Consider the following 22675-nt stretch of genomic DNA (forward strand, 5'->3'; position numbering starts at 1 on the left):
GGTACAGAGACAGAGTTGGCCGGGAATTTATTCCCCTAATTGTTCACGTGTGGGTAATCCTTCGCTGTCGCCCTGAACCTGAATGGCCAGTGCGCCAATTTTATTGCCGCGGGTCACAGCCTGATGCAGCGAGCGGCCTTCCAGCAGGGCGCTAATAACGCCCACGGCAAAACCATCACCTGCGCCGACCGTATCAACCACGTTGTCGACTTTTACCGGTGCAACGCAGCCTTGTTCACCGCCGGCGGTTTTGTACCAGGCGCCATCAGCCCCGGTTTTGATGATCACGGCCTTCACCCCGTGGCGCAGATAAAAGTTGGCGATGGCTTCAGGCGTCTCCTGACCGGTTAAAATCATGCCCTCTTTTAATCCAGGCAAAACCCAGTCGGCCTGGAATGCCAAACGGTTCAGTTTTTCCACCATCTCGGCTTCGCTTTTCCACAGCACAGGGCGTAAATTCGGGTCGAACGAGATGGTCTTCCCTTGTGCTTTCAGTGTGCGGGCGGTATGGGCTAACAGTTCATAAGAGCTGGCAGAAAGTGCCGCCGCTACGCCGCTCAGGTGTAGGTGGCGCGCGCTGGTGAAGTAGGCTTCGTGATAATCCTCAATGCTGAGGTGGCTGGCAGCGGAACCTTTGCGGAAGTATTCCACAATGGGATCGGTTCCATTTTCGACCTTAGATTTAAGCTGAAAGCCAGTAGCGTAACGCCCGTCCTGGGTGACTCCCTGCGCATCAATCCCTTCTTTTTCCAGCGACTTAACGATAAAACGGCCAAAACTGTCGTTGCCTACACGGCTTACCCAACCGACCTTCAGGCCCAGCCGGGCAAGACCGGTCGCCACATTGAGTTCAGCGCCAGCAACGCGCTTGATAAACTGCTCCACATCCGCCAGTTCGCCGGTTTGCGTGGCGACAAACATCGCCATCGCTTCACCAATCGTTACCACATCCAGTGAATTTTTCATGCGTTACTCCTCGCGTAACAACTCGACGTAACGGCGGGTAACCGCCGCCAAATCCTGCCCTTCCAGGGGAAACTCAATGCCGCGTGGAACATCGCCCGGCAGCGTTTTCAACAGCGTCAGCCAGCGCGGATCGGCTGCATCAGGCGGTACGGCACGGTAGCTGTCGCGATGTGCAACGGCGGCTTTGACATGGATATACCCAACGGTTGACGCCAGTTTCTGCGCCGCCTGTTCCGGGGAGTCGCCCACCCATAGCCAGTTGCCCATATCGAAGGTCAGAGATATCGGCAGATTTTGCGTCTGGCAGGCTTCGTTAAAGCGCTGCATCGGCTTCAGGCGTCCGCAGGCGGTCTGATCGTTTTCGACAACCAGTTCCATTCCGCTGTTGTCCAGCCATTCGCGTAACACGTTGAACTGTTCGGTATGGGAGAAATGACCGAGGGAGACTTTTAGCCACAGCGCCTGCAGGGTCTGTGCTTCTTCAAGTAGCGCAGGAAGTCGGGGATTGAGGCTACCGTCCTCAAGGAACAACGGCTCAGGCGCTGAGTAACATGCCAGCAGGCCGAAGATTTCGATAGCAGATGCCACCGTAGACAGCGTGTGCAGCTCGGCGTCGGTCAGCAATTCGCGGCGGATTTCGACGCCGTCAGCACCGGCTTCAGCGATAATGGGCAGCATTGCCGTTTGCCCGCCAGCGGCCCGTACCTGGTCGTGGCCGTAAGCGGCGGTGACCACCATAATTTTTCTTTTCATGGAAACTCCAGACTAGCGTTCTTGCTATAACGCTAGATGGAACCGGTTCCAAAGAAAAGCTTATGATGTTGAATTTATGATCACCATCACGAAGGAAATTTAACGGGCGGTAGAGCCGCGAACGATCAGTTCGCCGGAGAAGACCTGTTCCTGAATGGCAGCAGAGCCGCCATCGATCCGGCGTACAACCTGCTCAACGGCGGTGTAGCCAATCTGCCAGGTAGGTTGTTTCAACGTGGTAATACCAACGCCCGCCAGTTCGGCCCATTCCAGTTCGTCAAAACCGAGCAGGCCGATATCGCTGCCCCAGTTAAGGCCAATGCGTTTCAGGGCGCGGGCAACCTGTAGTGTGAGAGCGCCATTGGCTGAGATAACGGCTTTGCGCATTCCCCGGTGCTGCTGGTGGAACTGGCGCAGGGTGTCGTCCAGTTGCGTATTGTCCGTGAGCGGGACTTCGGCATTTTGCGCGATAACGCCGGGGTACTGTGCGAGGGTGGCGCGAAAAGCGCTCAGGCGCTCGCGGCGGGTATTCACCATGCCGAGTGGTTCGCTGAGGAACAGGATGGCTTCAAAACCTTGTTCGACCAGATGTTCCGTGGCAACCGTTGCCGCCTGGGTGTTATCCAGCCCGACCATATCACAGGCGAAATCGGGAATTTTACGGTCAATCAGCACCATCGGCAGCGCAGACTGCTGCAGCCGATTTAGTCCCTCTTCGCGCATCCCGACGGCGTTGACCACAATCCCTTCGACCTGGTAGCTGCGCAGCAGGTCAAGATAATGCAGTTCCTGATCCACTTCGTTGTTGGTGTTACACACCAGCGGGGTAAAGCCTTTATCACGACAGGCAGCTTCAATGCCGCTCAACACGTTGACGGAGTAGGGATTGGTAATATCGGCGATGATCAGGCCAATCAGGCGGGTACGACCGTGTTTAAGGCCTCTTGCCATCAGGCTGGGACGGTAGTCGAGATCGGCAATGGCTTGTTCAATGCGGGCCAGTAGCGCGTCGGAAAGCAGGTGCTTTTCACCGTTGAGATAGCGTGAAATGCTGGTCTTGCCGGTTTTTGCGGCTTTCGCCACATCGCTGATGGTTGCCCGTGTTGATTTGCTCATCGCTGATTTCCCTGAATTTCGTGTGAATACCTTAGCGGGAAAATCTGACGAAGCAAGTAATTTGCCGGGTGGCGCTGCGCTTACCGGGCCTACATGTCGAACGTAGGCCGGGTAAGGCGAAGCCGCCACCCGGCTCAACGATTACTGCACAGGACTCAACGTAATCTCTACGCGACGGTTCTGCGCTTTACCTTCCGCCGTGCTGTTGCTGGCGATCGGATTTGACGGACCCATGCCCTGAGTGCGGATACGATTAGCGGCAACCCCTTGCGTGATCAAGGCGCTGGCCACGGAGTCCGCGCGTTGTTGAGACAGACGCATATTCAGATCCTGGCTGCCGGTGCTGTCGGTGAAGCCCAGCACGTTGACGGCGGTTTTATTGTACTCTTTCAGTACCATTGCCACGCCGGTCAGAGTGTTGGCACCAGCAGGTTTCAGGTTGGCGCTGCTGCTGTCGAAGGTGACGTTATTCGGCATATTCAGAATGATGTTATCGCCACTACGCGTCACGCTGACGCCCGTTCCCTGCATTTTTTCGCGCAGTTTTGCTTCCTGCACATCCATGTAATAGCCGATACCACCACCAACGGCCGCACCCGCCGCCGCGCCAATCAGTGCGCCTTTACCGCGATCTTTCTTCGAAGAAGAGAGTGCGCCAATGCCCGCGCCGACCAGAGAGCCAATACCCGCGCCAATGCCGGATTTACCCGCTTCGCGTTCGCCGGTGTAAGGGTTTGTTGTGCAGCCAGAAACCGCCAGGGCGCCGCTCACGATGGCAGCAATAACAAAAACACGTTTCTTCATCTTAATTCCTTAATGACTTTTTCTTCTTTGCCACAGCGACCGTGGCGGTTGATTATGACGTGTGAACATGAAGAAAATTCCAGGGAAGACTCTGAAATTTGTAAGTAACATTGAACGGCATAATAAATAAGCCGTCACATCGCATTCAGGAGCGCCATCTTGGCTAATTCACCCGCACATTACTCGGTGTTAACCGCCGCCCACTGGGGACCAATTCTCGTCGACACCGATGGTGAGACGGTTTTCTCCTCGCGTGGCGCGCTGCCCACTTCCCATCCCAACTCTTTGCAAACCGTGGTGCGCGACCAGGTTCACAGTAAAACGCGGGTACGTTTTCCAATGGTGCGTAAAGGCTTTCTCGCCTCGCCGGAGAATCCCCAGGGCGTGCGTGGGCAGGATGAATTTGTTCGCGTCAGTTGGGACGACGCGCTGAATCTTATCCATACGCAGCATAAACGCATCCGTGACAGCTACGGCCCGGCCTCGATTTTTGCCGGTTCCTACGGCTGGCGATCTAATGGCGTGTTACACAAAGCGGCAACTCTGCTACAGCGTTATATGGCGCTGGCAGGCGGTTATACCGGGCATCTGGGGGATTATTCGACAGGGGCTGCACAGGCGATCATGCCGTACGTGGTGGGCGGTAACGAAGTTTACCAGCAGCAAACCAGCTGGCCTGTGGTGCTTGAGAACAGCGAGGTGGTGGTGTTATGGAGCGCTAATCCGCTGAATACACTGAAGATTGCCTGGAATGCTTCCGACGAACAAGGGCTCGCTTACTTTGAGGCTTTGCGCGACAGTGGTAAACGGTTGATCTGTATCGATCCGATGCGATCGGAAAGCGTCGAATTCTTTGGCGAAAAGATGGAATGGATTGCCCCGCATATGGGGACCGACGTGGCGCTGATGCTGGGCATCGCGCATACGCTGGTGGAAAACGGCTGGCATGACGAGGATTTTCTCGCCCGGTGTACCACCGGCTATGACCGTTTTGCAAACTATCTGTTGGGTAAATCTGATGATGTTGTGAAAACGGCAGAGTGGGCTGCGAAGATTTGCGGTATACCCGCAACAAAAATACGCGAACTTGCGGCGATATTTCACCAAAATACCACTATGCTGATGGCCGGATGGGGGATGCAGCGCCAACAGTATGGTGAGCAGAAACACTGGATGATCGTCACCCTGGCCGCCATGCTCGGGCAAATCGGGACGCCAGGCGGCGGTTTTGGGCTGTCGTACCATTTTGCCAACGGTGGCAACCCAACGCGCCGGGCTGCGGTGCTGGCTTCAATGCAGGGCAGCGTTAAAGGTGGTACCGACGCGGTAGATAAAATCCCGGTGGCGCGAATTGTTGAAGCGCTGGAAAATCCCGGTGGTTTTTACCAGCACAACGGCATGGACCGCCATTTCCCGGACATCCGCATGTTGTGGTGGGCTGGTGGTGCTAACTTCACCCATCATCAGGACACTAACCGTTTAATTCGCGCCTGGCAAAAACCGCAGCTGGTGGTTATCTCGGAGTGTTTCTGGACCGCCGCAGCGAAGCATGCCGATATCGTACTGCCAGCGACCACCTCCTTTGAGCGCAATGATTTGACCATGACCGGCGACTACAGCAACCAGCACCTGGTGCCGATGAAGCAGGTTGTGCCGCCGCAGGACGAAGCGCGAAATGATTATGATGTTTTTGCCGAGCTGAGTGAACGCTGGGAAGAGGGCGGTTACGAGCGATTCACCGAAGGCAAAAGCGAGCTGGAATGGCTGGAGACGTTTTACAATATTGCCGGGCAACGTGGGGCCAGTCAGCAGGTGACATTGCCGCCTTTCGCCGAGTTTTGGCAGCGCAACGCCCTGATCGAAATGCTGGAAAATGCCGCCAGCGCGCAGTTTATCCGTTTTGCGGATTTTCGCCGCGACCCGCAGGCTCATCCGCTGAAAACGGACAGCGGAAAAATTGAAATCTACTCCGCGAGGATTGCTGGTTACGGCTACGCGGACTGTGCGGGGCACCCGATGTGGCTGGAGCCGGATGAGTGGTTCGGTAACGCCGAACCGGGCCAGCTACAGCTGCTTTCCGCCCATCCGGCGCACCGTTTGCACAGTCAGCTTAACTACAGCGCGTTGCGTGAGCAGTATGCGGTAGCGGATCGTGAGCCGGTAACGATTCATCCGCAGGATGCCCACGCGCGCGGCATTGCGGATGGCGATACGGTCAGGGTGTGGAATCAGCGTGGACACGTTCTGGCGGGGGCTGTGGTGACGGAGGGCATCAAACCTGGCGTCATCTGTATTCATGAAGGCGCCTGGCCGGATTTGGAGCCGACAGCTGACGGTATTTGTAAAAATGGCGCCGTCAACGTGCTGACCAAAGATCTCCCCAGCTCGAAGCTGGGGAATGGCTGCGCAGGCAACACCGCGCTGGCGTGGCTTGAAAAATACAACGGACCCACGTTGACGCTTACGGCGTTTGATCCGCCTGCCAGCCCATAATCCATGTGGGATGGTGAGTCTCTTCCTGCCATGCGCCGTCTTCAATGCGAAAACCCAGCGCATGGTAGAAGTTCACCGCTGATTGATTCTTCTGGTAGACCTCCAGGCTGAGTAACGAAAAGCGCTGCTGCACATGCTGCACCAGCGCTTTGCCGATCCCGCTTCTGATGGCGGCAGGCGCGACAAACAGCGCGCCGAGGAAGCGGTCATCAATGACGCTGACAAAACCTTTGAGCTCGCCTTCTTCTTCCCACACCCAGGTTTGCGCGGCTGGCAGATAAACATCCCGCACCACGGATTCACTTTCGCGCCAGTAGCGCTCTTCGATAAACGGATGGGCATGGATTGTGCTTTCCATCCACAGCGTCAGAATCGCCGGTAGATCTTCAGCCTTTGATTCACGAATCATGTTGTTCTCCCGGATAACAGATGCAGCTGGTGACATGATCGTTGACCAGGCCGCATGCCTGCATAAAGGAGTAACAAATGGTGGTGCCGACAAACTTAAATCCGCGTTTTTTTAACGCTTTAGACAGCGCGTCTGACGCAGGCGTGGAGGTGGGAATATCGCTCAGGTTGGCGGCGCGGGTCACTTGCGGTTGGTTATCAACAAATGACCAGACGAACTCGCTAAACGACTCTCCGTTTTGTGCCATCGTCAGAAAGGCGCGAGCGTTGCCGATAATGGCCTGAATTTTTCCGCGATGGCGAATTATGCCGGCATCCAGTACCAGCCTTTCCACATCCTCTTCGGTCATGGCTGCCACTTTTTCCGGGTCAAAATGGTGGAAAGCGTGGCGATAATTTTCCCGTTTCTTGAGTACGGTAATCCACGATAACCCGGCCTGCTGGCCTTCGAGGCAGATCATTTCGAACAGCTTTTTGCCATCGGTTTCGGGGACGCCCCATTCCTTGTCGTGGTAGGCAATGTAAAGTGGATCCTGACTGACCCATCCGCAACGCTGCATATTCTTCCTCGCTGTTTTTACTGGCGTAAAAATTTCATTCGGCCCGCCTTGACGCGCCAGCTAAAAAGACAATATTTAATACAAGGCCTGCTGGCCCAAATACTTCACACAATGACAATAATATCGCCGAATTCGGCTCTTTTCTGGAGTCGCGTTGATGCTTATAAGAAACAGTAGTGGTCGCCAAAGGTTAACTCTGGCGAGCGTCATAGTTTGTGCGCTGTCCATCAATACAGCATATGGCTGGCAACAAGAATATATCGTTGATGCGCTGTCAGGGCATACGGCTGAACGTTATACATGGGACAGCGATCACCAACCACGTTATAACGACATTCTGGAAGAACGTATTCGTTCCACTCAGAACGTGGCGGGGCCCGTGGTGAATCTGGCGGATGAGACGCCAATGGATGCCACCAGCGGCATGAGTATGGGCTGGAACTTCCCGCTTTCAAGGCAGGTGACAACCGGTCCGGTTGCCGCGCTGCATTATGACGGTTCCACCACATCTACTTACAACGAATTTGGCGATAGCGCGACGTCGGCAACGCAGAACGATCCGCTGTGGCATGCCAGCGTGAGCTCGTTGGGCTGGCGAGTCAATTCGCAGTTCGGTGATGTGCGACCGTGGGCGCAAATCAGCTATAACCAGCAGTTTGGCGAAAATATCTGGAAGGCGCAGTCGGGTCTCAGTCGCATGACGGCGGCGGGTCAGGACGGTAACTGGGTAGATGTTACCGTCGGTGCGGATATGCTGTTGAACCCGCATATGGCGGCTTACGCGGCGCTGTCGCAGGCGGAAAATAGCACCAACAACAGCGACTATATGTACACCATGGGAGTGAGCGCCAAATTTTAACGTAAACAATCATCACATAAACATCTTGATTACATGTTGAGATCAACAATCACACGCACTCCAGCGATAGCGTGTACTAACTCATGCGATAAAATTCAGTAACCCGACTTTTTGTCTCGTCATTCATTCCGCATTCCAGGCATTTCATTCCGTCCTGGCGGCATTTCATGCCGTTTTCCCCTGCTCATAAAAACGCTTCGGTATGGTTGTTGGCAGAGAATTTCCCATTTTGTTTATGCAGGAAGACTGCCATGAAAACTTCTGATTATCAGCGTACCCGCTGGCTGACACTGATCGGCACCATCATTACCCAATTTGCTTTAGGTTCTGTTTATACCTGGAGCCTGTTTAACGGTGCGCTTTCTTCTAAGCTTGATGCGCCGGTGAGTCAGGTTGCCTTTTCCTTTGGCCTGCTGAGCCTCGGGCTGGCAATTTCTTCTTCCGTCGCCGGGAAACTGCAGGAACGTTTTGGCGTGAAACGCGTCACCATGGCCTCCGGTATTTTACTCGGTGTTGGCTTCTTCTTAACCGCCCACTCTGACAGCCTGATTATGCTGTGGCTGAGCGCTGGTGTGTTGGTTGGTCTGGCGGATGGCGCAGGCTACCTGTTAACGCTTTCCAACTGTGTAAAATGGTTCCCGGAGCGTAAAGGGCTGATTTCCGCCTTCGCTATCGGTTCTTACGGTCTTGGCAGCCTCGGTTTTAAATTCATCGATAGCCAACTGTTGAGCACCGTGGGTCTGGAAAAAACCTTCATGATCTGGGGCGCGATTGTGCTGGTAATGATCGTCTTTGGCTCCACGCTGATGAAAGACGCCCCGAATCAGGAAGTGAAAACGAAAAATGGCGTGGTTGAGAATGACTACACCCTGGCGCAGTCCATGCGTAAACCGCAGTACTGGATGCTGGCGGTCATGTTCCTGACGGCGTGTATGAGCGGGCTGTACGTAATTGGCGTGGCGAAAGATATCGCACAAAGTCTGGCACATATGGATGTGGCAACGGCGGCAAACGCGGTGACCGTGATTTCTATCGCTAACCTGTCCGGTCGTCTGGTTCTGGGGATTCTGTCCGACAAAATCTCTCGTATTCGCGTTATCACCATTGGGCAGGTCGTTTCGCTGGTGGGTATGGCGGCACTGCTGTTCGCGCCGTTGAATGATGTGACCTTCTTTACGGCGATTGCCTGTGTGGCATTTAACTTTGGCGGCACCATCACCGTGTTCCCGTCACTGGTGAGTGAGTTCTTCGGTTTGAACAACCTGGCTAAAAACTACGGTGTCATTTACTTAGGTTTCGGTATCGGCAGCATTTGTGGTTCCATTATCGCCTCGCTGTTCGGCGGATTCTATGTGACCTTCTGCGTTATCTTTGCGCTGTTAATTATCTCGCTGGCGCTTTCTACCACTATTCGTCAGCCGCAGCGTAGCGTCTATACCGAGGCACACGCCTGATCTATTAGTGGTCTGATTAATGCCCGGCGCATATATTTACAAAAATATATGCGCCGTTTGCATTCTCTATAAGCACTTTTCTTCCCTCCTGTGGTCTACTTACCTGCGCTGTAGAATTGTCTTATTATCTGCATTTGTCGCACTTTTCCCCTGTATGGCCTGACAGGCTTTTGCGCAGGGTGTTTTTATCCCTTCCTCCAGGGTTTGTTTGCATGAGATATATCAAATCGATGACGCAGCAGAAGCTGAGTTTCTTGCTGGCGATCTATATCGGTCTTTTTATGAATTGCGCTGTGTTTTTCCGTCGTTTTAGCGGATATGCGCACGAGTTTACCGTCTGGAAAGGACTCTCTGCGGTTGTTGAATTAGCTGGCACTGTGCTGGTGACCTTCTTTTTACTCCGTATTCTCTCTTTATTTGGCCGACGCGCCTGGCGTGTACTGGCAACGTTTGTGGTGCTCTGCTCTGCCGGCGCCAGCTATTACATGACCTTCCTGAACGTGGTCATTGGCTACGGTATTATTGCCTCCGTAATGACAACGGATATTGATTTATCGAAAGAAGTTGTTGGCTGGCATTTTATCGTGTGGCTGGTTTCGGTCAGCATTTTACCGTTGGTTCTGATTTGGAGTAATCGCTGCCGCTATACCCTGATGAAACAGATCCGCACGCCTGGCATGAGATGGCGTAGCGTGGCGGTGGTATTGTTGGCTGGCCTGATGGTATGGGCGCCGATTCGCTTGCTGAGCATGCAACAGAGAAGCGTTGAGCGAGAAACAGGAATCGATTTACCCAGCTACGGCGGAGTCGTTGCGAACTCCTATTTGCCGTCAAACTGGCTCTCTGCGCTGGGTTTGTACGCCTGGGCACAGGTGGATGAATCCTCAGACAACAAATCGCTGATGAACCCGGCGAAGAAGTTTACCTATGTTGCGCCCAAAAACCTCGACGACACCTACGTGGTCTTTATTATTGGCGAAACGACCCGCTGGGATCATATGGGGATTTTTGGCTATGAGCGCAATACCACGCCAAGGCTCGCCCAGGAGAAAAATCTGGCCGCGTTCCGAGGATATTCCTGTGATACGGCGACTAAACTTTCGCTGCGCTGTATGTTTGTGCGCGAGGGCGGGGCGGAAGAAAACCCGCAGCGTACTCTGAAAGAACAAAACGTCTTTTCTGTGCTCGGCCAGTTAGGGTTCAAGACCGATCTTTACGCGATGCAAAGCGAGATGTGGTTCTACAGCAATACTATGGCAGAGAACATTGCCTATCGTGAGCAGATTGGCGCTGAGCCGCGTAACCGTGGCAAAAACGTTGACGATATGCTGCTGATTAATGAGATGCAGCAATCTTTACAGAAGACTGATGATGGCGAAAAGCGTCTGATTATTCTGCACACCAAGGGCTCGCATTTTAACTACACCCAGCGCTACACCCGCGAATATGCACAGTGGAAGCCGGAGTGTGTCAACGTGGATAGTGGCTGCTCGAAAGCTGAGATGATTAATTCATTTGATAATTCGGTAACCTACGTTGATCACTTTATTACCAAAGTGTTTGATCAATTGCGCGATAAGAAAGCGATTGTGTTCTACGCCGCCGATCACGGTGAGTCAATTAACGAACGTGAGCACCTGCACGGAACGCCGCGTAAAATGGCGCCGCCTGAGCAGTTCCGCGTTCCTATGATGGTGTGGATGTCTGACAAATATCTGGAAGACCCTGACCATGCGAAGGCGTTTGCGCACCTGAAGCAGGAGGCGGATATGAAGGTGCCGCGTCGTCATGTGGAATTGTACGATACCGTTCTGGGTTGCCTTGGTTATACCTCGCCAAATGGGGGGATTAACGAGAATAACAACTGGTGTCGTATCCCGGACGCGAAGAAGGTTACAGCCCAGTAACAGAGCTGCTGACTTTCTCGCCGATCAAATGGCATTTTGATACTAAGGGATTGACGGGCGCGCGGCTGAGCAGTAAGATGCGCCCCGCATTCGGTGATTGGCGCAGCCTGGTAGCGCACTTCGTTCGGGACGAAGGGGTCGGAGGTTCGAATCCTCTATCACCGACCAAATTTAAAACCCTGCTCAACGAGCAGGGTTTTTTGCTTTATAGCCCAGGAGGATGAGAACCTCCGGGGGTAAGAGGTTCGACTCGAGCGTAGCGAGAGAACGTTGCGTCAGCAACGGCCCGCAGGGCGAGCCACGTAGTGGCGAGTAATCCTCTATCACCGACCAAATTTAAATCCTGCTCAACGAGCAGGGTTTTTTGCCTTATCCGGCCTACAGACTCAGTTTCATCCCGGCGTGTATGGCGTTATTCCAACCCCACCTTTGACCTTCCTTTTATCTGCAAAAATTGTGCATCACTTCCCACTGACAGTTAACGATTCTGTGACATATTCCATTGCCTTTTTTTATGTTTGCTTGAAACTTTTTTTGCGCTACTTATGGCTGGCGCTGGCATTTTCCGCTGTGCGTTTTAACGTTCATGGCATTAATCGCTCAGATATGCAGCATTCATTGGGAAAATTTGAATAAATTGCATAAATGTTAATCTCCAAATGTTGCGAAGTATGAAGATGTTTATTCTGGCATAGTGCGCGTAGCACAAATTTCCCTGCTGAAAATACCCGCTTGCACTTTTTTTAATCTTTGTTTGCCAATTCTCACCGTTGGTGTAAATCGCGGTTACCTGTATTGACGTTTTCACATTCTGTTGACAGATTGTAGGGTATGAGGGGCATTTCATGGAGAATCCGCACTGCAACTCAGTCGCTTATGTGAACGGAATCCCCATCCTCTTAACGCTGACCCGGCCGGGTAAAAAACAAAAAAGGCCAGGCGGTGCAAACCCATCGCAAATGGGTAAAACAACAAACATCACATTTGGAGCAGAAGAATGAGTATTTCCTTGAAGAAGTCAGGGATGCTGAAGCTTGGTCTGAGCCTGGTGGCTATGACCGTCGCAGCAAGCGTACAGGCTAAAACTCTGGTTTATTGTTCAGAAGGATCTCCTGAAGGCTTTAACCCGCAGCTTTTCACCTCTGGTACCACCTATGATGCCAGCTCCGTGCCGATCTATAACCGCCTGGTCGAGTTCAAAACCGGCACAACTGAAGTGATCCCGGGACTTGCTGAGAAGTGGGAAATCAGCGAAGACGGTAAAACCTATACCTTCCACCTGCGTCAGGGCGTGAAGTGGCAGGACAACAAAGATTTCAAACCGACGCGCGAATTAAACGCCGATGACGTGGTGTTCTCTTTCGATCGTCAGAAAAACGCCCAGAACCCGTACCATAAAGTTTCTGGCGGCAGCTATGAATACTTCGAAGGGATGGGTCTGCCAGACCTGATCTCCGAAGTGAAAAAAGTGGATGATAAAACCGTTCAGTTCGTGCTGACTCGCCCGGAAGCACCGTTCCTGGCTGACCTGGCGATGGACTTCGCTTCTATTCTTTCCAAAGAATATGCGGACAACATGCTGAAAGCCGGTTCCCCGGAGAAAGTGGATCTGAACCCAATCGGTACCGGTCCGTTCCAGCTGCAGCAGTACCAGAAAGACTCTCGTATTTTGTATAAAGCATTCGAAGGTTACTGGGGCACTAAGCCGCAGATCGACCGTCTGGTCTTCTCCATTACGCCAGACGCTTCTGTGCGTTACGCCAAACTGCAGAAGAACGAGTGCCAGGTGATGCCGTACCCGAACCCGGCTGACATCGCGCGCATGAAGCAGGATAAAAATATCAACCTGATGGAGCAGGCCGGTCTGAACGTTGGCTACCTCTCTTTCAACACCGAGAAGAAACCGTTTGATGATGTGAAAGTCCGTCAGGCGCTGACCTACGCGGTAAACAAAGAAGCGATCATCAAAGCGGTTTATCAGGGTGCTGGCGTTGCCGCGAAAAACCTGATCCCACCGACCATGTGGGGCTATAACGACGACGTTAAAGACTACACCTACGATCCTGAGAAAGCCAAAGCGCTGTTGAAGGAAGCCGGTCAGGACAAAGGCTTTACCGTTGAGCTGTGGGCTATGCCGGTACAGCGTCCATATAACCCGAATGCACGTCGTATGGCAGAAATGGTTCAGGCTGACTGGGCGAAAATTGGCGTTCAGGCCAAGATTGTGACCTACGAGTGGGGCGAGTATCTGAAACGCGCCAAAGCGGGTGAACATCAGGCGGTGATGATGGGTTGGACCGGTGACAACGGGGATCCGGACAACTTCTTCGCCACCCTGTTCAGTTGTGCGGCAGCGAAAGACGGCTCCAACTACTCTCGCTGGTGCTACAAGCCGTTTGAAGACCTGATCCAACCGGCGCGTGCGACCGACGATCACAACAAACGTATTGAACTGTACAAGCAAGCTCAGGTTGTTATGCACGATCAGGCCCCGGCTCTGATTGTTGCTCACTCCACCGTGTACGAACCAGTGCGTAAAGAAGTGAAAGGCTATGTGGTTGATCCATTAGGCAAACACCACTTCGAAAACGTCTCTGTCGAATAATTAAAAGCAATTAAGGAAGCGCTGCGCCCCGGTATTGTGTAGGCCGGATAAGCGCAGCGCCCTCCGGCGTAATGCTTTACCCGCGATGCAGTTTGCGTGGGATAAGATTTGTGAGCAATACAGACTCACGGTTCCAGGCCGTGCGTCATTAGAGAGAATCCGGGTTATGTTGCAGTTCATTCTCCGACGTTTGGGACTCGTCATCCCCACGTTTATCGGTATCACTCTTCTCACCTTTGCCTTCGTCCATATGATCCCCGGCGATCCGGTTATGATCATGGCAGGTGAACGTGGGATCTCCCCTGAGCGTCATGCTCAACTGCTGGCTGAACTCGGTCTGGATAAGCCGATGTGGCAGCAGTACCTCCACTATATCTGGGGGGTTATGCATGGCGATTTAGGTATCTCACTGAAAAGCCGCTTACCGGTGTGGGAAGAGTTCGTACCTCGATTCAAAGCCACGCTGGAACTCGGCGTCTGCGCGATGATTTTCGCCGTCGCAGTGGGTATCCCGGTGGGTGTACTTGCTGCCGTTAAGCGCGGCTCCATTTTCGATCACACCGCCGTTGGCCTGGCGCTGACCGGTTACTCCATGCCGATTTTCTGGTGGGGCATGATGCTGATCATGCTGGTTTCCGTGCAGTGGAACCTGACGCCAGTTTCTGGGCGGGTGAGCGACATGGTGTTCCTTGATGATTCCAATCCGCTGACCGGTTTTATGCTGATCGACACCGCCATCTGGGGTGAAGAGGGCAACTTTATCGATGCGTTGGCGCATATGGTCCTACCAGCAATGGTGCTGGGCACTATACCTCTGGCGGTCATTGTGCGTATGACCCGTTCATCGATGCTGGAAGTGCTGGGTGAGGATTACATCCGCACCGCGCGCGCTAAAGGTTTGACCCGTATGCGCGTCATCATCATTCACGCTCTGCGTAACGCGATGCTGCCCGTTGTCACCGTTATCGGCCTGCAGGTTGGTACGTTGCTGGCAGGGGCAATCCTGACCGAGACTATCTTCTCGTGGCCGGGGCTGGGACGTTGGCTGATCGATGCGCTGCAACGCCGTGATTATCCGGTAGTGCAGGGCGGGGTATTACTGGTCGCGACGATGATTATCCTCGTCAACCTGCTGGTAGACCTGCTGTACGGCGTGGTGAACCCGCGTATTCGGCATAAGAAGTAAGGGGCCATCATGTCACAGGTTACTGAAAATAAAGTTATTGCTGCACCGGTGCCCATGACCCCGCTGCAGGAGTTCTGGCACTATTTTAAACGCAACAAAGGTGCGGTTGTTGGGCTGGTGTACGTTGTGGTGATGATCCTGATTGCGGTCTTTGCCAACGTCCTTGCACCCTACAACCCGGCAGACCAGTTCCGCGATACGCTACTAGCTCCGCCTGCGTGGCAGGAAGGCGGTACCATGGCGCATCTGTTTGGTACTGATGATGTGGGCCGCGACGTGCTGTCCCGCCTGATGTACGGTGCGCGTCTGTCGCTGTTGGTTGGCTGTCTGGTGGTTGTACTCTCCCTGCTGATGGGCGTGGTTCTTGGGCTGATCGCTGGCTACTTTGGTGGAATTGTCGATAACGTCATCATGCGTGTGGTCGATATCATGCTGGCATTGCCGAGCCTGTTACTGGCGCTGGTGCTGGTGGCAGTATTTGGTCCCTCGATAGGCAACGCTGCGCTGGCGCTGACGTTTGTAGCATTGCCGCACTATGTGCGTCTGACGCGCGCCGCTGTGCTGGTGGAAGTTAACCGCGACTACGTCACCGCATCCCGCGTGGCGGGAGCCGGCGCGATGCGCCAAATGTTCGTCAATATTCTGCCTAACTGTCTTGCGCCGCTGATTGTTCAGGCGTCGCTTGGCTTCTCTAACGCCATTCTCGATATGGCTGCCCTCGGCTTCCTGGGGATGGGCGCACAGCCGCCTACGCCGGAGTGGGGCACCATGCTCTCTGACGTTCTGCAGTTTGCCCAAAGCGCCTGGTGGGTCGTGACCTTCCCGGGGCTGGCGATCCTGTTGACGGTGCTGGCATTTAACCTGATGGGTGACGGTCTGCGTGACGCGCTCGATCCCAAACTGAAGCAGTAAGAGGTTCGAGATGGCGTTATTAAATGTAGATAAATTATCGGTGCATTTCGGCGACGTAGGTTCCGAATTCCGCGCCGTAGACCGCATTAGCTACAGTGTGAATCAGGGTGAAGTGGTTGGCATTGTTGGGGAGTCTGGTTCTGGTAAGTCCGTCAGCTCGCTGGCGATTATGGGACTGATTGACTACCCTGGCCGCGTTATGGCCGAAAATCTGGAGTTTAATGGTCGCGACCTGAAGCGCATCTCTGAGAAAGAGCGTCGCCAACTGGTGGGTGCGGAAGTGGCAATGATCTTCCAGGACCCGATGACCAGTCTTAACCCCTGCTACACCGTCGGCTACCAGATTATGGAAGCCATCAAGGTGCACCAGGGCGGCAACAAAAAAACGCGTATTCAGCGGGCAATTGACCTGCTGACGCTGGTGGGGATCCCCGATCCGGCCTCGCGTCTGGATGTCTATCCGCACCAGTTGTCCGGTGGGATGAGTCAGCGCGTGATGATCGCGATGGCGATTGCCTGTCGTCCGAAGCTGCTGATTGCCGATGAACCGACAACGGCGCTGGATGTGACCATTCAGGCGCAGATCATCGAGCTACTGCTGGAATTGCAGCAAAAAGAGAACATGGCGCTGGTCTTAATCACGCACGATCTGGCGCTGGTGGCTGAAGCGGCACACAAAATCATCGTGATGTATGCTGGGCAGGTAGTGGAAACCGGGGCCGCGCAGGATATCTTCCGCGCGCCGCGTCATCCTTACACCCAGGCGCTGCTGCGCGCGCTGCCGGAGTTTGCTCAGGACAAAGCGCGTCTGGCCTCACTGCCGGGCGTGGTTCCCGGTAAATATGACCGCCCGAGCGGCTGTTTGCTGAATCCACGCTGCCCCTATGCGACCGACAAATGCCGCGCTGAAGAACCTGAACTGAACCTGCTGGAAGGCGGTCGTCAGTCAAAATGCCACTACCCACTTGATGATGCCGGGAGGCCTGGGCTATGAGTACGCAAAAGGCCGCCGCGCAACAGCCGCTGTTGCAGGCAATTGACCTGAAAAAACACTACCCGGTGAAGAAGGGCATGTTCGCCCCGGAACGCCTGGTGAAAGCGCTGGATGGCGTTTCCTTTACTCTGGAGCGCGGTAAAACGCTGGCGGTGGTAGGTGAGTCGGGCTGTGGGAAATCCACCCTTGGCCGTCTACTGACGATGATTGAAATCCCGACTGGCGGTGAGCTGTATTACCAGGGACAGGATTTACTCAAGCATGACCCGCAAGCGCAGAAGCTGCGTCGGCAGAAAATCCAGATAGTGTTCCAGAACCCCTATGGTTCTCTGAACCCGCGTAAAAAAGTAGGGCAGATTCTGGAAGAGCCGTTGCTGATCAACTCCACGCTCAGCAAAGAGGAGCGTCGTGAAAAAGCGCTGGCGATGATGGCGAAAGTGGGGCTGAAAACCGAGCACTACGACCGCTATCCGCATATGTTCTCCGGCGGCCAGCGTCAGCGTATCGCCATTGCCCGCGGTCTGATGCTTGACCCGGATGTGGTGATTGCCGACGAACCGGTCTCGGCGCTGGACGTTTCCGTACGTGCGCAGGTGCTGAACCTGATGATGGACTTGCAACAGGAACTGGGGCTGTCATACGTCTTTATCTCGCACGACCTGTCGGTGGTAGAGCACATTGCCGATGAAGTGATGGTGATGTATTTAGGCCGCTGTGTGGAAAAAGGAACCAAGGATCAGATCTTCAATAATCCACGGCATCCGTACACTCAGGCGCTACTCTCCGCAACGCCGCGCCTGAACCCGGACGATCGCCGCGAGCGTATCAAGCTGACCGGTGAGCTGCCAAGCCCGCTGAATCCGCCACCAGGCTGCGCATTCAACGCCCGTTGCCGCCGTCGCTTTGGTCCGTGTACTCAGCTTCAGCCACAGTTAAAAGACTATGGCGGTCAGCTGGTGGCCTGTTTCGCCGTTGACCAGGACGAAAACCCACAGCAATAAACGTGGGTTATGACCCGATAACCGGAGCCTTGTGCTCCGGTTTTTTTATATTTTGTTTTTCCGTCCACAATGTGAGTCCTCTGGCAGAACATTATTCCACAGCGTCTAAAATGTAGTCAGGATTCCTCTCGTCACAGAAATATCTATTTCGCAGTTGCTAACTATCAGGAGCAAATGTGGTCACGATACGCTGGGATATTAAAACAATTGATCGTCTGTCGATGGTTGAGGATGTCCTGAAGGAATTTTCCTGCTGCGATATCAATATCATCTCCATGAAAGTCACACCTGGACGGATCCTGATTAAATCCTGGTGCCGCCAGCTACAGGATATTTCCTGTGTGCAATCCTGTTTAAGCCAGCGCGCCGATATTATTAATGTCGCCTACCTCTGTGAGGAGATAAGCGAGCTGTCAACGCCGGAGCCGGAACGCCCGCGTTATTTCTCTGACATTATTTGCAGCAGCCAGAGCATGCACGCGCTTATCGAAAAGGCGATAAAAATTGCTGACAGCAAATATACCGTTCTGATCCGTGGCGATACGGGTACCGGCAAAGAGCTGCTGGCCCGGGCTATCCATAATTCCGGGCAGCGACGTTTTTATCCGTTTATTCCGGTCAACTGCTCTGCACTACCTGAGTCGCTTATGGAGAGTGAATTCTTTGGTTATGAGAAAGGGGCTTTTAGCGGCGCGGATTGTAAAGGCAAAAAAGGGCTGTTTGAAATGGCCGATAAAGGCACCCTTTTTCTCGATGAATTTGGTGAAATGTCGCTGGGCTTACAGGCTAAATTATTGCGCGTCCTGCAGGATGGCGGGATCCGTCGCGTTGGCGGGGCGCAAATTATTCCGGTTAATGTACGCATTATTGTGGCAACCAACGCCAATCTGGAAGATATGGTGGAACAACGTCTGCTGCGCGCCGATCTCTATTACCGCATCAATGTACTTTCCCTGACTATTCCGCCCTTGCGGGAACGCCCGCAGGACATCAGTCTGTTGATTCGCCACTTTGTGCAGAAATACGCAAAGGAATTCCAGCGGCGGATCATTCTGGATAAAGCTTGTTTTGATGCCTTGCACCATCACAGCTGGCCGGGAAATGTGCGCGAACTGGAAAATACCATTATTCGTCTGATGCTAATGGCGGAATCCGATGTCATTACGCCCGAAGAATTAGGGATGGTGAATTTGCCCGCCGCTGAGCAAGGCCCGACAGAACGTCCTTTTAAAGAGCAGGTTTTGTATGCGGAACGCCAGCTTATTGAACAGATGATGGAAGAGAATGTGTCGTCGCGGCATATCGCCAAAGCGCTGGGGGTATCACATACCACGGTACTGAATAAAATTCGCAGCTATCAACTGGAGAGTGTGAGCTAAGCGCCGCCAGGAGCTGACGGCGCAGTTTACGCGGGTTATTCAATCAGCTTCAGTAATGGCGACAGGCACAGCAGGATCCCGTACAACAGGATTAGCCAGGTTTTCAGCCCGCGTAGTTTTTCCAGCTGTGTGACTTTATAGATCAGGAAAAACGGAATAATACACGACACAATCCCGTACAGCGGGCTGCCTAACTGGAAGAACACCAGTACTGACACGCGAAATGATACCCAAATCACCAGGGTGATAACAATAAAGGTACAAATACCCAGCGTAAGCACCAGAGGATTAATTTTTTCCACGTCAATAACGCGGCTCAGTACGTTAAGAATAATTCCTTTGATCGCCTCGTGGAATCCCAAATAAATACCAAAGAACGCGGTTAATACGGCGAAGATATTTAATACCGTTGAGGTGATATGAATAATCTGTCCCGGAATGACCTGTGCCGCCAGCGCCAGTGCGGAAATATTTTGTTCGAAGGCCGAAACGGCTTCTTCATGGCTAATGGAAAAGGTAAAAGAAAAAGAGAAAAACAGGATGACCGCTATCAGCGTAATGTAACTGATCCGATGCGTGCGTATAGCCATACGTGTGGCCAGTACCCGGTCCGCCACCCGTTTGCGGTAGGCGATGTTCATAGGGTTCAACACCTGAATAAACACCGCGGAGAAGAAGCAGAACGGGATAGTCAGCAGCACATCGCGAAAGAACACCGAGGCTTCAGGGAAGGCGCTGATATTAGCGAAGTTCCAGTGCGGAACCATCGCAAAACCAAATACGATGATGATACCCACTTTGACCACTACCATCGGGCCGGAGATTTTGAATAGCAGTTTTTCTCCCCCGGAAGCAATGGCGACCAGCACGGCAAAAATGGCCACTTTGTAGATTATCGACTGTGAAAGATCGGACTCGGTCAAGCCGAAGGTTTTGATATATGAGGCGCTGTCAAAAACCACGGATAAGGAATAAATAAATATGCCGTGAATAATCATCAGAAAATAGATGACGCCAAGAAATACGCCCCAGTTTTTTCCCAGATAATGACTTATAATATCCGTGTAGTCATTACAGGTTTCACTTTCTGATAATGTTTTTAAATAAATATCCTGCACAATATAAGTTGCCGGATAAGCAATAATAAAGGCGACGATAAATACCCAAATGCCGGTTAAGCCAATTTGTACCGGCATCAGTACCGTTCCGGCACCAATGGCCATGCCTATGCACAGTAATACCCAGCCAAAATCGTATTTCGTAAATGGTATTTTTTTTGAGAATGGTACGGCGGTTGCTGTATTGTTGCTTAATTGTAATGTGTTGTCCTGCATAGAACCCCCTGCCCAAAATACACGTTCTCCCCGAAAGAGGATTGCGCGTATTGCCAGACTGTTGTGCCTTGATTCTCAACAACCTGAACCGAACGGCGTCGGTTCAGGCCATATTGGTCAGAATGTTGCCTTTCTGATGGCGTGTTCAAGGTCGTTAATAATATCTTCTGGATCTTCAAGACCCACAGAAAGACGGATAAGCCCGTCGGTAATACCTGCTTTAAGCCGTTCCTCTGGCGCAACGGGCGAATGTGTCATAGACGCTGGGTGCTGAATGAGGGTTTCGGTATCACCGAGACTGACCGCGAGGAGGCATAATTCTACAGAATTGATCATCCGTCTGCCAGCCTCGAGGCCGCCAGCGATTTCGAAGCTGATAATTCCACCTGGCAGGCTCATTTGTCGCTGGCCCAGCTCATACTGCGGATGCGATGACAGGCCTGGATAATACACCCGGGTAATGGACGGATGCCCTTCGAGGAAGCGGGCGATTTTCAGCGCATTTTCACAGTGACGCTCCATACGAATGCCCAGCGTTTTAACGCCGCGCAGCGTCAACCACGCATTGAAAGGACTCATGCAGCCGCCGGTGATATCTTTCAGGCCAACAAACCGCGCCTGGTCGATAAACTCCTGCTTACCAACAATGATGCCGCCAATCACATCCCCGTGACCGTTGATATATTTGGTGACGCTGTGCACCACAATATCTGCGCCCAGTTGCAAAGGCTGCTGACAGTACGGCGACATAAAGGTGTTATCCACCACCAGCAATGCGCCTTGCTGATGGGCGATACCGGCTACCGTTTCAATGTCGACCAGCGACAACGTCGGGTTAGCGGGCGTTTCGATATATACAACTTTGGTTTCCGGGCGCATGGCGGCGCGGATTTCTTCAGGCTTTGCCGCGTCGACAAAGCTGACGTTAATCCCAAACTTCGGCATGCTGTGCGACAAAAACGCGTGGGTACAACCGTAAATCGCGCTGGCGGAAACGATATGGTCACCCTGCTGACAAAGCGTCAACAGCGTTGTGGTGATAGCAGAAATACCGGACGCGGTTGCCAGCCCGGCTTCACCTCGTTCCAGTACCGCCAGCTTTTTCTCCAGCGCATCAGTGGTAGGGTTACCCAAGCGGGTGTAAATGTACCCGGACTCTTCGAGCGCAAAGCGGGCGGCACCTTGTTCGGCGCTGTCAAAAACAAACGTTGAAGTCTGGAAAATAGGCGTACTGAGCGCGCCAGTTGAAGGGTCGGGTTGTTGCCCCGCGTGAACGATCTGGGTGTTGAATCCGTAAGTACGACAGTCAGACATGATATCTCCTTTGATTCGGAACAGAACAGCTCACAGTCAAATAGCAATCGCTGTGCCAGAAAGTGAACTGATAGATATCAATAGGTTATGTATCTGCTGGCATTAATTGTCGGCAGGAATGTTGCCAGCTGGCAAGAATCTTTCCAGCGTACTGGCGAGAAAACCGGTGAAATGCGAAGCGCTACGCAGAGCGCAATATTGCGCAGTGATATGGCGAGTGGGCTACCGTAGAATCAGCGGCAAGCCGGGAGTTCCCGGTGAGGCGCAATGTTGCGGGGGCTTGATCCCCGGCGGCATCGGTTGCTGGAAAGAGAAAACCCCCGCACGTTGTTCGGTATAAACCAGGCAACTAAACGGGGGCTAACTTGACTCCAGACAAGTTAAGAATAGCCGCGAACAGTTGCCATTGCAACACAGGCGGCTATATGACGCTCGCACAGTTAGGCGTGGCTTTCTGGCACGATTTAGCGGCTCCAATTATCGCTGGCATTATTGCCAGCTTGATTGTGAACTGGCTGCGTAACAGGAAGTAATGCACTTTGCGGGCGTCTGCCTGCCGTAATGGCAACATGCGCCCGAACCAGGCCGCAGGGACTAACCTTGCGGCCTTTTTCGGCTTAAATGCAGATA

At 53.1% G+C, this 22675-nt stretch carries 21 protein-coding genes, 1 tRNA gene and 1 other RNA gene; 15 read left to right on the forward strand and 8 right to left on the reverse strand.

All coding sequences use genetic code 11. The annotated features are described in order from the left end of the window. Positions 1–27: 27 nt before the first annotated feature. From OGX67_RS03110 to OGX67_RS03125, 4 genes are all read right to left on the reverse strand, one after another. Positions 28–966 carry a sugar kinase gene (locus OGX67_RS03110; RefSeq protein WP_204583189.1) on the reverse strand — a complete coding sequence of 313 codons (939 nt, stop codon included), beginning with the start codon at positions 964–966 and terminating at the stop codon, positions 28–30. A gap of 3 nt (positions 967–969) precedes the next feature. Next, complete coding sequence (locus tag OGX67_RS03115; protein WP_257651334.1) at positions 970–1719, reverse strand: sugar phosphate isomerase/epimerase family protein; 750 nt, start codon at positions 1717–1719, stop codon at positions 970–972. A 99-nt stretch (positions 1720–1818) separates the two neighbouring features. After that, positions 1819–2835 (reverse strand): LacI family DNA-binding transcriptional regulator, encoded by a 1017-nt coding sequence (locus tag OGX67_RS03120; protein WP_005133828.1) that lies wholly within the window; start codon positions 2833–2835, stop codon positions 1819–1821. A gap of 141 nt (positions 2836–2976) precedes the next feature. Next, positions 2977–3639 carry an OmpA family lipoprotein gene (locus OGX67_RS03125; protein WP_003024287.1) on the reverse strand — a complete coding sequence of 221 codons (663 nt, stop codon included), beginning with the start codon at positions 3637–3639 and terminating at the stop codon, positions 2977–2979. 159 nt (positions 3640–3798) lie between these two features. Here OGX67_RS03125 and OGX67_RS03130 point away from each other — a divergent pair, with 159 nt between their 5' ends. Next, positions 3799–6132: a molybdopterin guanine dinucleotide-containing S/N-oxide reductase gene (locus tag OGX67_RS03130; protein WP_257651333.1), complete on the forward strand. Its 2334-nt coding sequence runs from the start codon at positions 3799–3801 to the stop codon at positions 6130–6132. Here the strand turns inward: OGX67_RS03130 and OGX67_RS03135 are convergent. Next, positions 6101–6541: an N-acetyltransferase gene (locus OGX67_RS03135; protein WP_016151144.1), complete on the reverse strand. Its 441-nt coding sequence runs from the start codon at positions 6539–6541 to the stop codon at positions 6101–6103. The two genes, OGX67_RS03130 and OGX67_RS03135, sit on opposite strands and share 32 nt — an antisense overlap. After that, the gene (gene tag, locus OGX67_RS03140; protein WP_003846107.1) at positions 6531–7100 is read right to left on the reverse strand and encodes a DNA-3-methyladenine glycosylase I; all 570 of its coding nucleotides are present in this window, start codon (positions 7098–7100) and stop codon (positions 6531–6533) included. Before tag ends, OGX67_RS03135 begins: the two co-directional genes overlap by 11 nt. Positions 7101–7257: 157 nt before the next feature. Between tag and OGX67_RS03145 the strand changes: the two genes are divergently transcribed. The 12 genes from OGX67_RS03145 to OGX67_RS03200 all read left to right on the forward strand — a co-directional run bounded on the left by OGX67_RS03145 (position 7258) and on the right by OGX67_RS03200 (position 19397). Beyond that, positions 7258–7959, forward strand: coding sequence for an autotransporter outer membrane beta-barrel domain-containing protein (locus OGX67_RS03145; protein ID WP_003024299.1), 702 nt, complete (start codon positions 7258–7260; stop codon positions 7957–7959). A gap of 251 nt (positions 7960–8210) precedes the next feature. Next, positions 8211–9413: an L-lactate MFS transporter gene (locus OGX67_RS03150; protein ID WP_003024301.1), complete on the forward strand. Its 1203-nt coding sequence runs from the start codon at positions 8211–8213 to the stop codon at positions 9411–9413. Between the two features lie 212 nt (positions 9414–9625). Beyond that, complete coding sequence (gene eptB / locus OGX67_RS03155) at positions 9626–11320, forward strand: kdo(2)-lipid A phosphoethanolamine 7''-transferase (protein WP_204583191.1); 1695 nt, start codon at positions 9626–9628, stop codon at positions 11318–11320. Between the two features lie 91 nt (positions 11321–11411). Then, positions 11412–11488 (forward strand) — tRNA-Pro (locus OGX67_RS03160). A 31-nt stretch (positions 11489–11519) separates the two neighbouring features. Beyond that, a non-coding RNA gene (locus OGX67_RS03165) (RtT sRNA) lies at positions 11520–11653 on the forward strand. A 512-nt stretch (positions 11654–12165) separates the two neighbouring features. Continuing rightward, positions 12166–12321, forward strand: coding sequence for a hypothetical protein (locus OGX67_RS03170; protein WP_257651332.1), 156 nt, complete (start codon positions 12166–12168; stop codon positions 12319–12321). Further along, complete coding sequence (dppA, locus tag OGX67_RS03175) at positions 12318–13925, forward strand: dipeptide ABC transporter periplasmic-binding protein DppA (RefSeq protein ID WP_044700383.1); 1608 nt, start codon at positions 12318–12320, stop codon at positions 13923–13925. Before OGX67_RS03170 ends, dppA begins: the two co-directional genes overlap by 4 nt. Positions 13926–14091: 166 nt before the next feature. Next, positions 14092–15111 carry a dipeptide ABC transporter permease DppB gene (gene dppB / locus OGX67_RS03180; protein ID WP_003837733.1) on the forward strand — a complete coding sequence of 340 codons (1020 nt, stop codon included), beginning with the start codon at positions 14092–14094 and terminating at the stop codon, positions 15109–15111. A 9-nt stretch (positions 15112–15120) separates the two neighbouring features. Then, the gene (gene dppC / locus OGX67_RS03185; protein ID WP_003024315.1) at positions 15121–16023 is read left to right on the forward strand and encodes a dipeptide ABC transporter permease DppC; all 903 of its coding nucleotides are present in this window, start codon (positions 15121–15123) and stop codon (positions 16021–16023) included. Between the two features lie 10 nt (positions 16024–16033). Further along, positions 16034–17017 (forward strand): dipeptide ABC transporter ATP-binding protein, encoded by a 984-nt coding sequence (gene dppD, locus OGX67_RS03190; protein ID WP_003024317.1) that lies wholly within the window; start codon positions 16034–16036, stop codon positions 17015–17017. After that, complete coding sequence (gene dppF, locus OGX67_RS03195) at positions 17014–18018, forward strand: dipeptide ABC transporter ATP-binding subunit DppF (RefSeq protein ID WP_003024319.1); 1005 nt, start codon at positions 17014–17016, stop codon at positions 18016–18018. Before dppD ends, dppF begins: the two co-directional genes overlap by 4 nt. A 176-nt stretch (positions 18019–18194) precedes the next feature. Next, a complete protein-coding gene (locus tag OGX67_RS03200; protein WP_003024321.1) occupies positions 18195–19397 on the forward strand; it encodes a sigma-54 interaction domain-containing protein in 1203 nt (400 codons plus the stop codon). A 35-nt stretch (positions 19398–19432) separates the two neighbouring features. Here OGX67_RS03200 and OGX67_RS03205 read toward each other — a convergent pair whose 3' ends face one another. Together OGX67_RS03205 and megL are read right to left on the reverse strand one after the other, a co-directional pair. After that, positions 19433–20731, reverse strand: a complete 1299-nt coding sequence (locus OGX67_RS03205) for an aromatic amino acid transport family protein (RefSeq protein ID WP_016151142.1) — start codon at positions 20729–20731, stop codon at positions 19433–19435. Positions 20732–20848: 117 nt separating this feature from the next. After that, on the reverse strand, positions 20849–22045 hold the full coding sequence (gene megL / locus OGX67_RS03210) for a methionine gamma-lyase (RefSeq protein WP_003023295.1): 1197 nt from the start codon (positions 22043–22045) through the stop codon (positions 20849–20851). Positions 22046–22151: 106 nt separating this feature from the next. On the opposite strand from megL, the gene OGX67_RS03215 reads away from it, so the two are divergent. Next, the gene (locus tag OGX67_RS03215) at positions 22152–22385 is read left to right on the forward strand and encodes a hypothetical protein (RefSeq protein ID WP_286525877.1); all 234 of its coding nucleotides are present in this window, start codon (positions 22152–22154) and stop codon (positions 22383–22385) included. A gap of 85 nt (positions 22386–22470) precedes the next feature. Continuing rightward, entirely contained in the window at positions 22471–22578 is a 108-nt protein-coding gene (locus OGX67_RS03220) for a type I toxin-antitoxin system toxin Ldr family protein (protein ID WP_003023297.1), read from the forward strand. Positions 22579–22675 lie beyond the last annotated feature (97 nt).

This window comes from Citrobacter sp. Cf118 (assembly GCF_030334095.1).
GTDB classification, from domain to species: domain Bacteria; phylum Pseudomonadota; class Gammaproteobacteria; order Enterobacterales; family Enterobacteriaceae; genus Citrobacter; species Citrobacter freundii.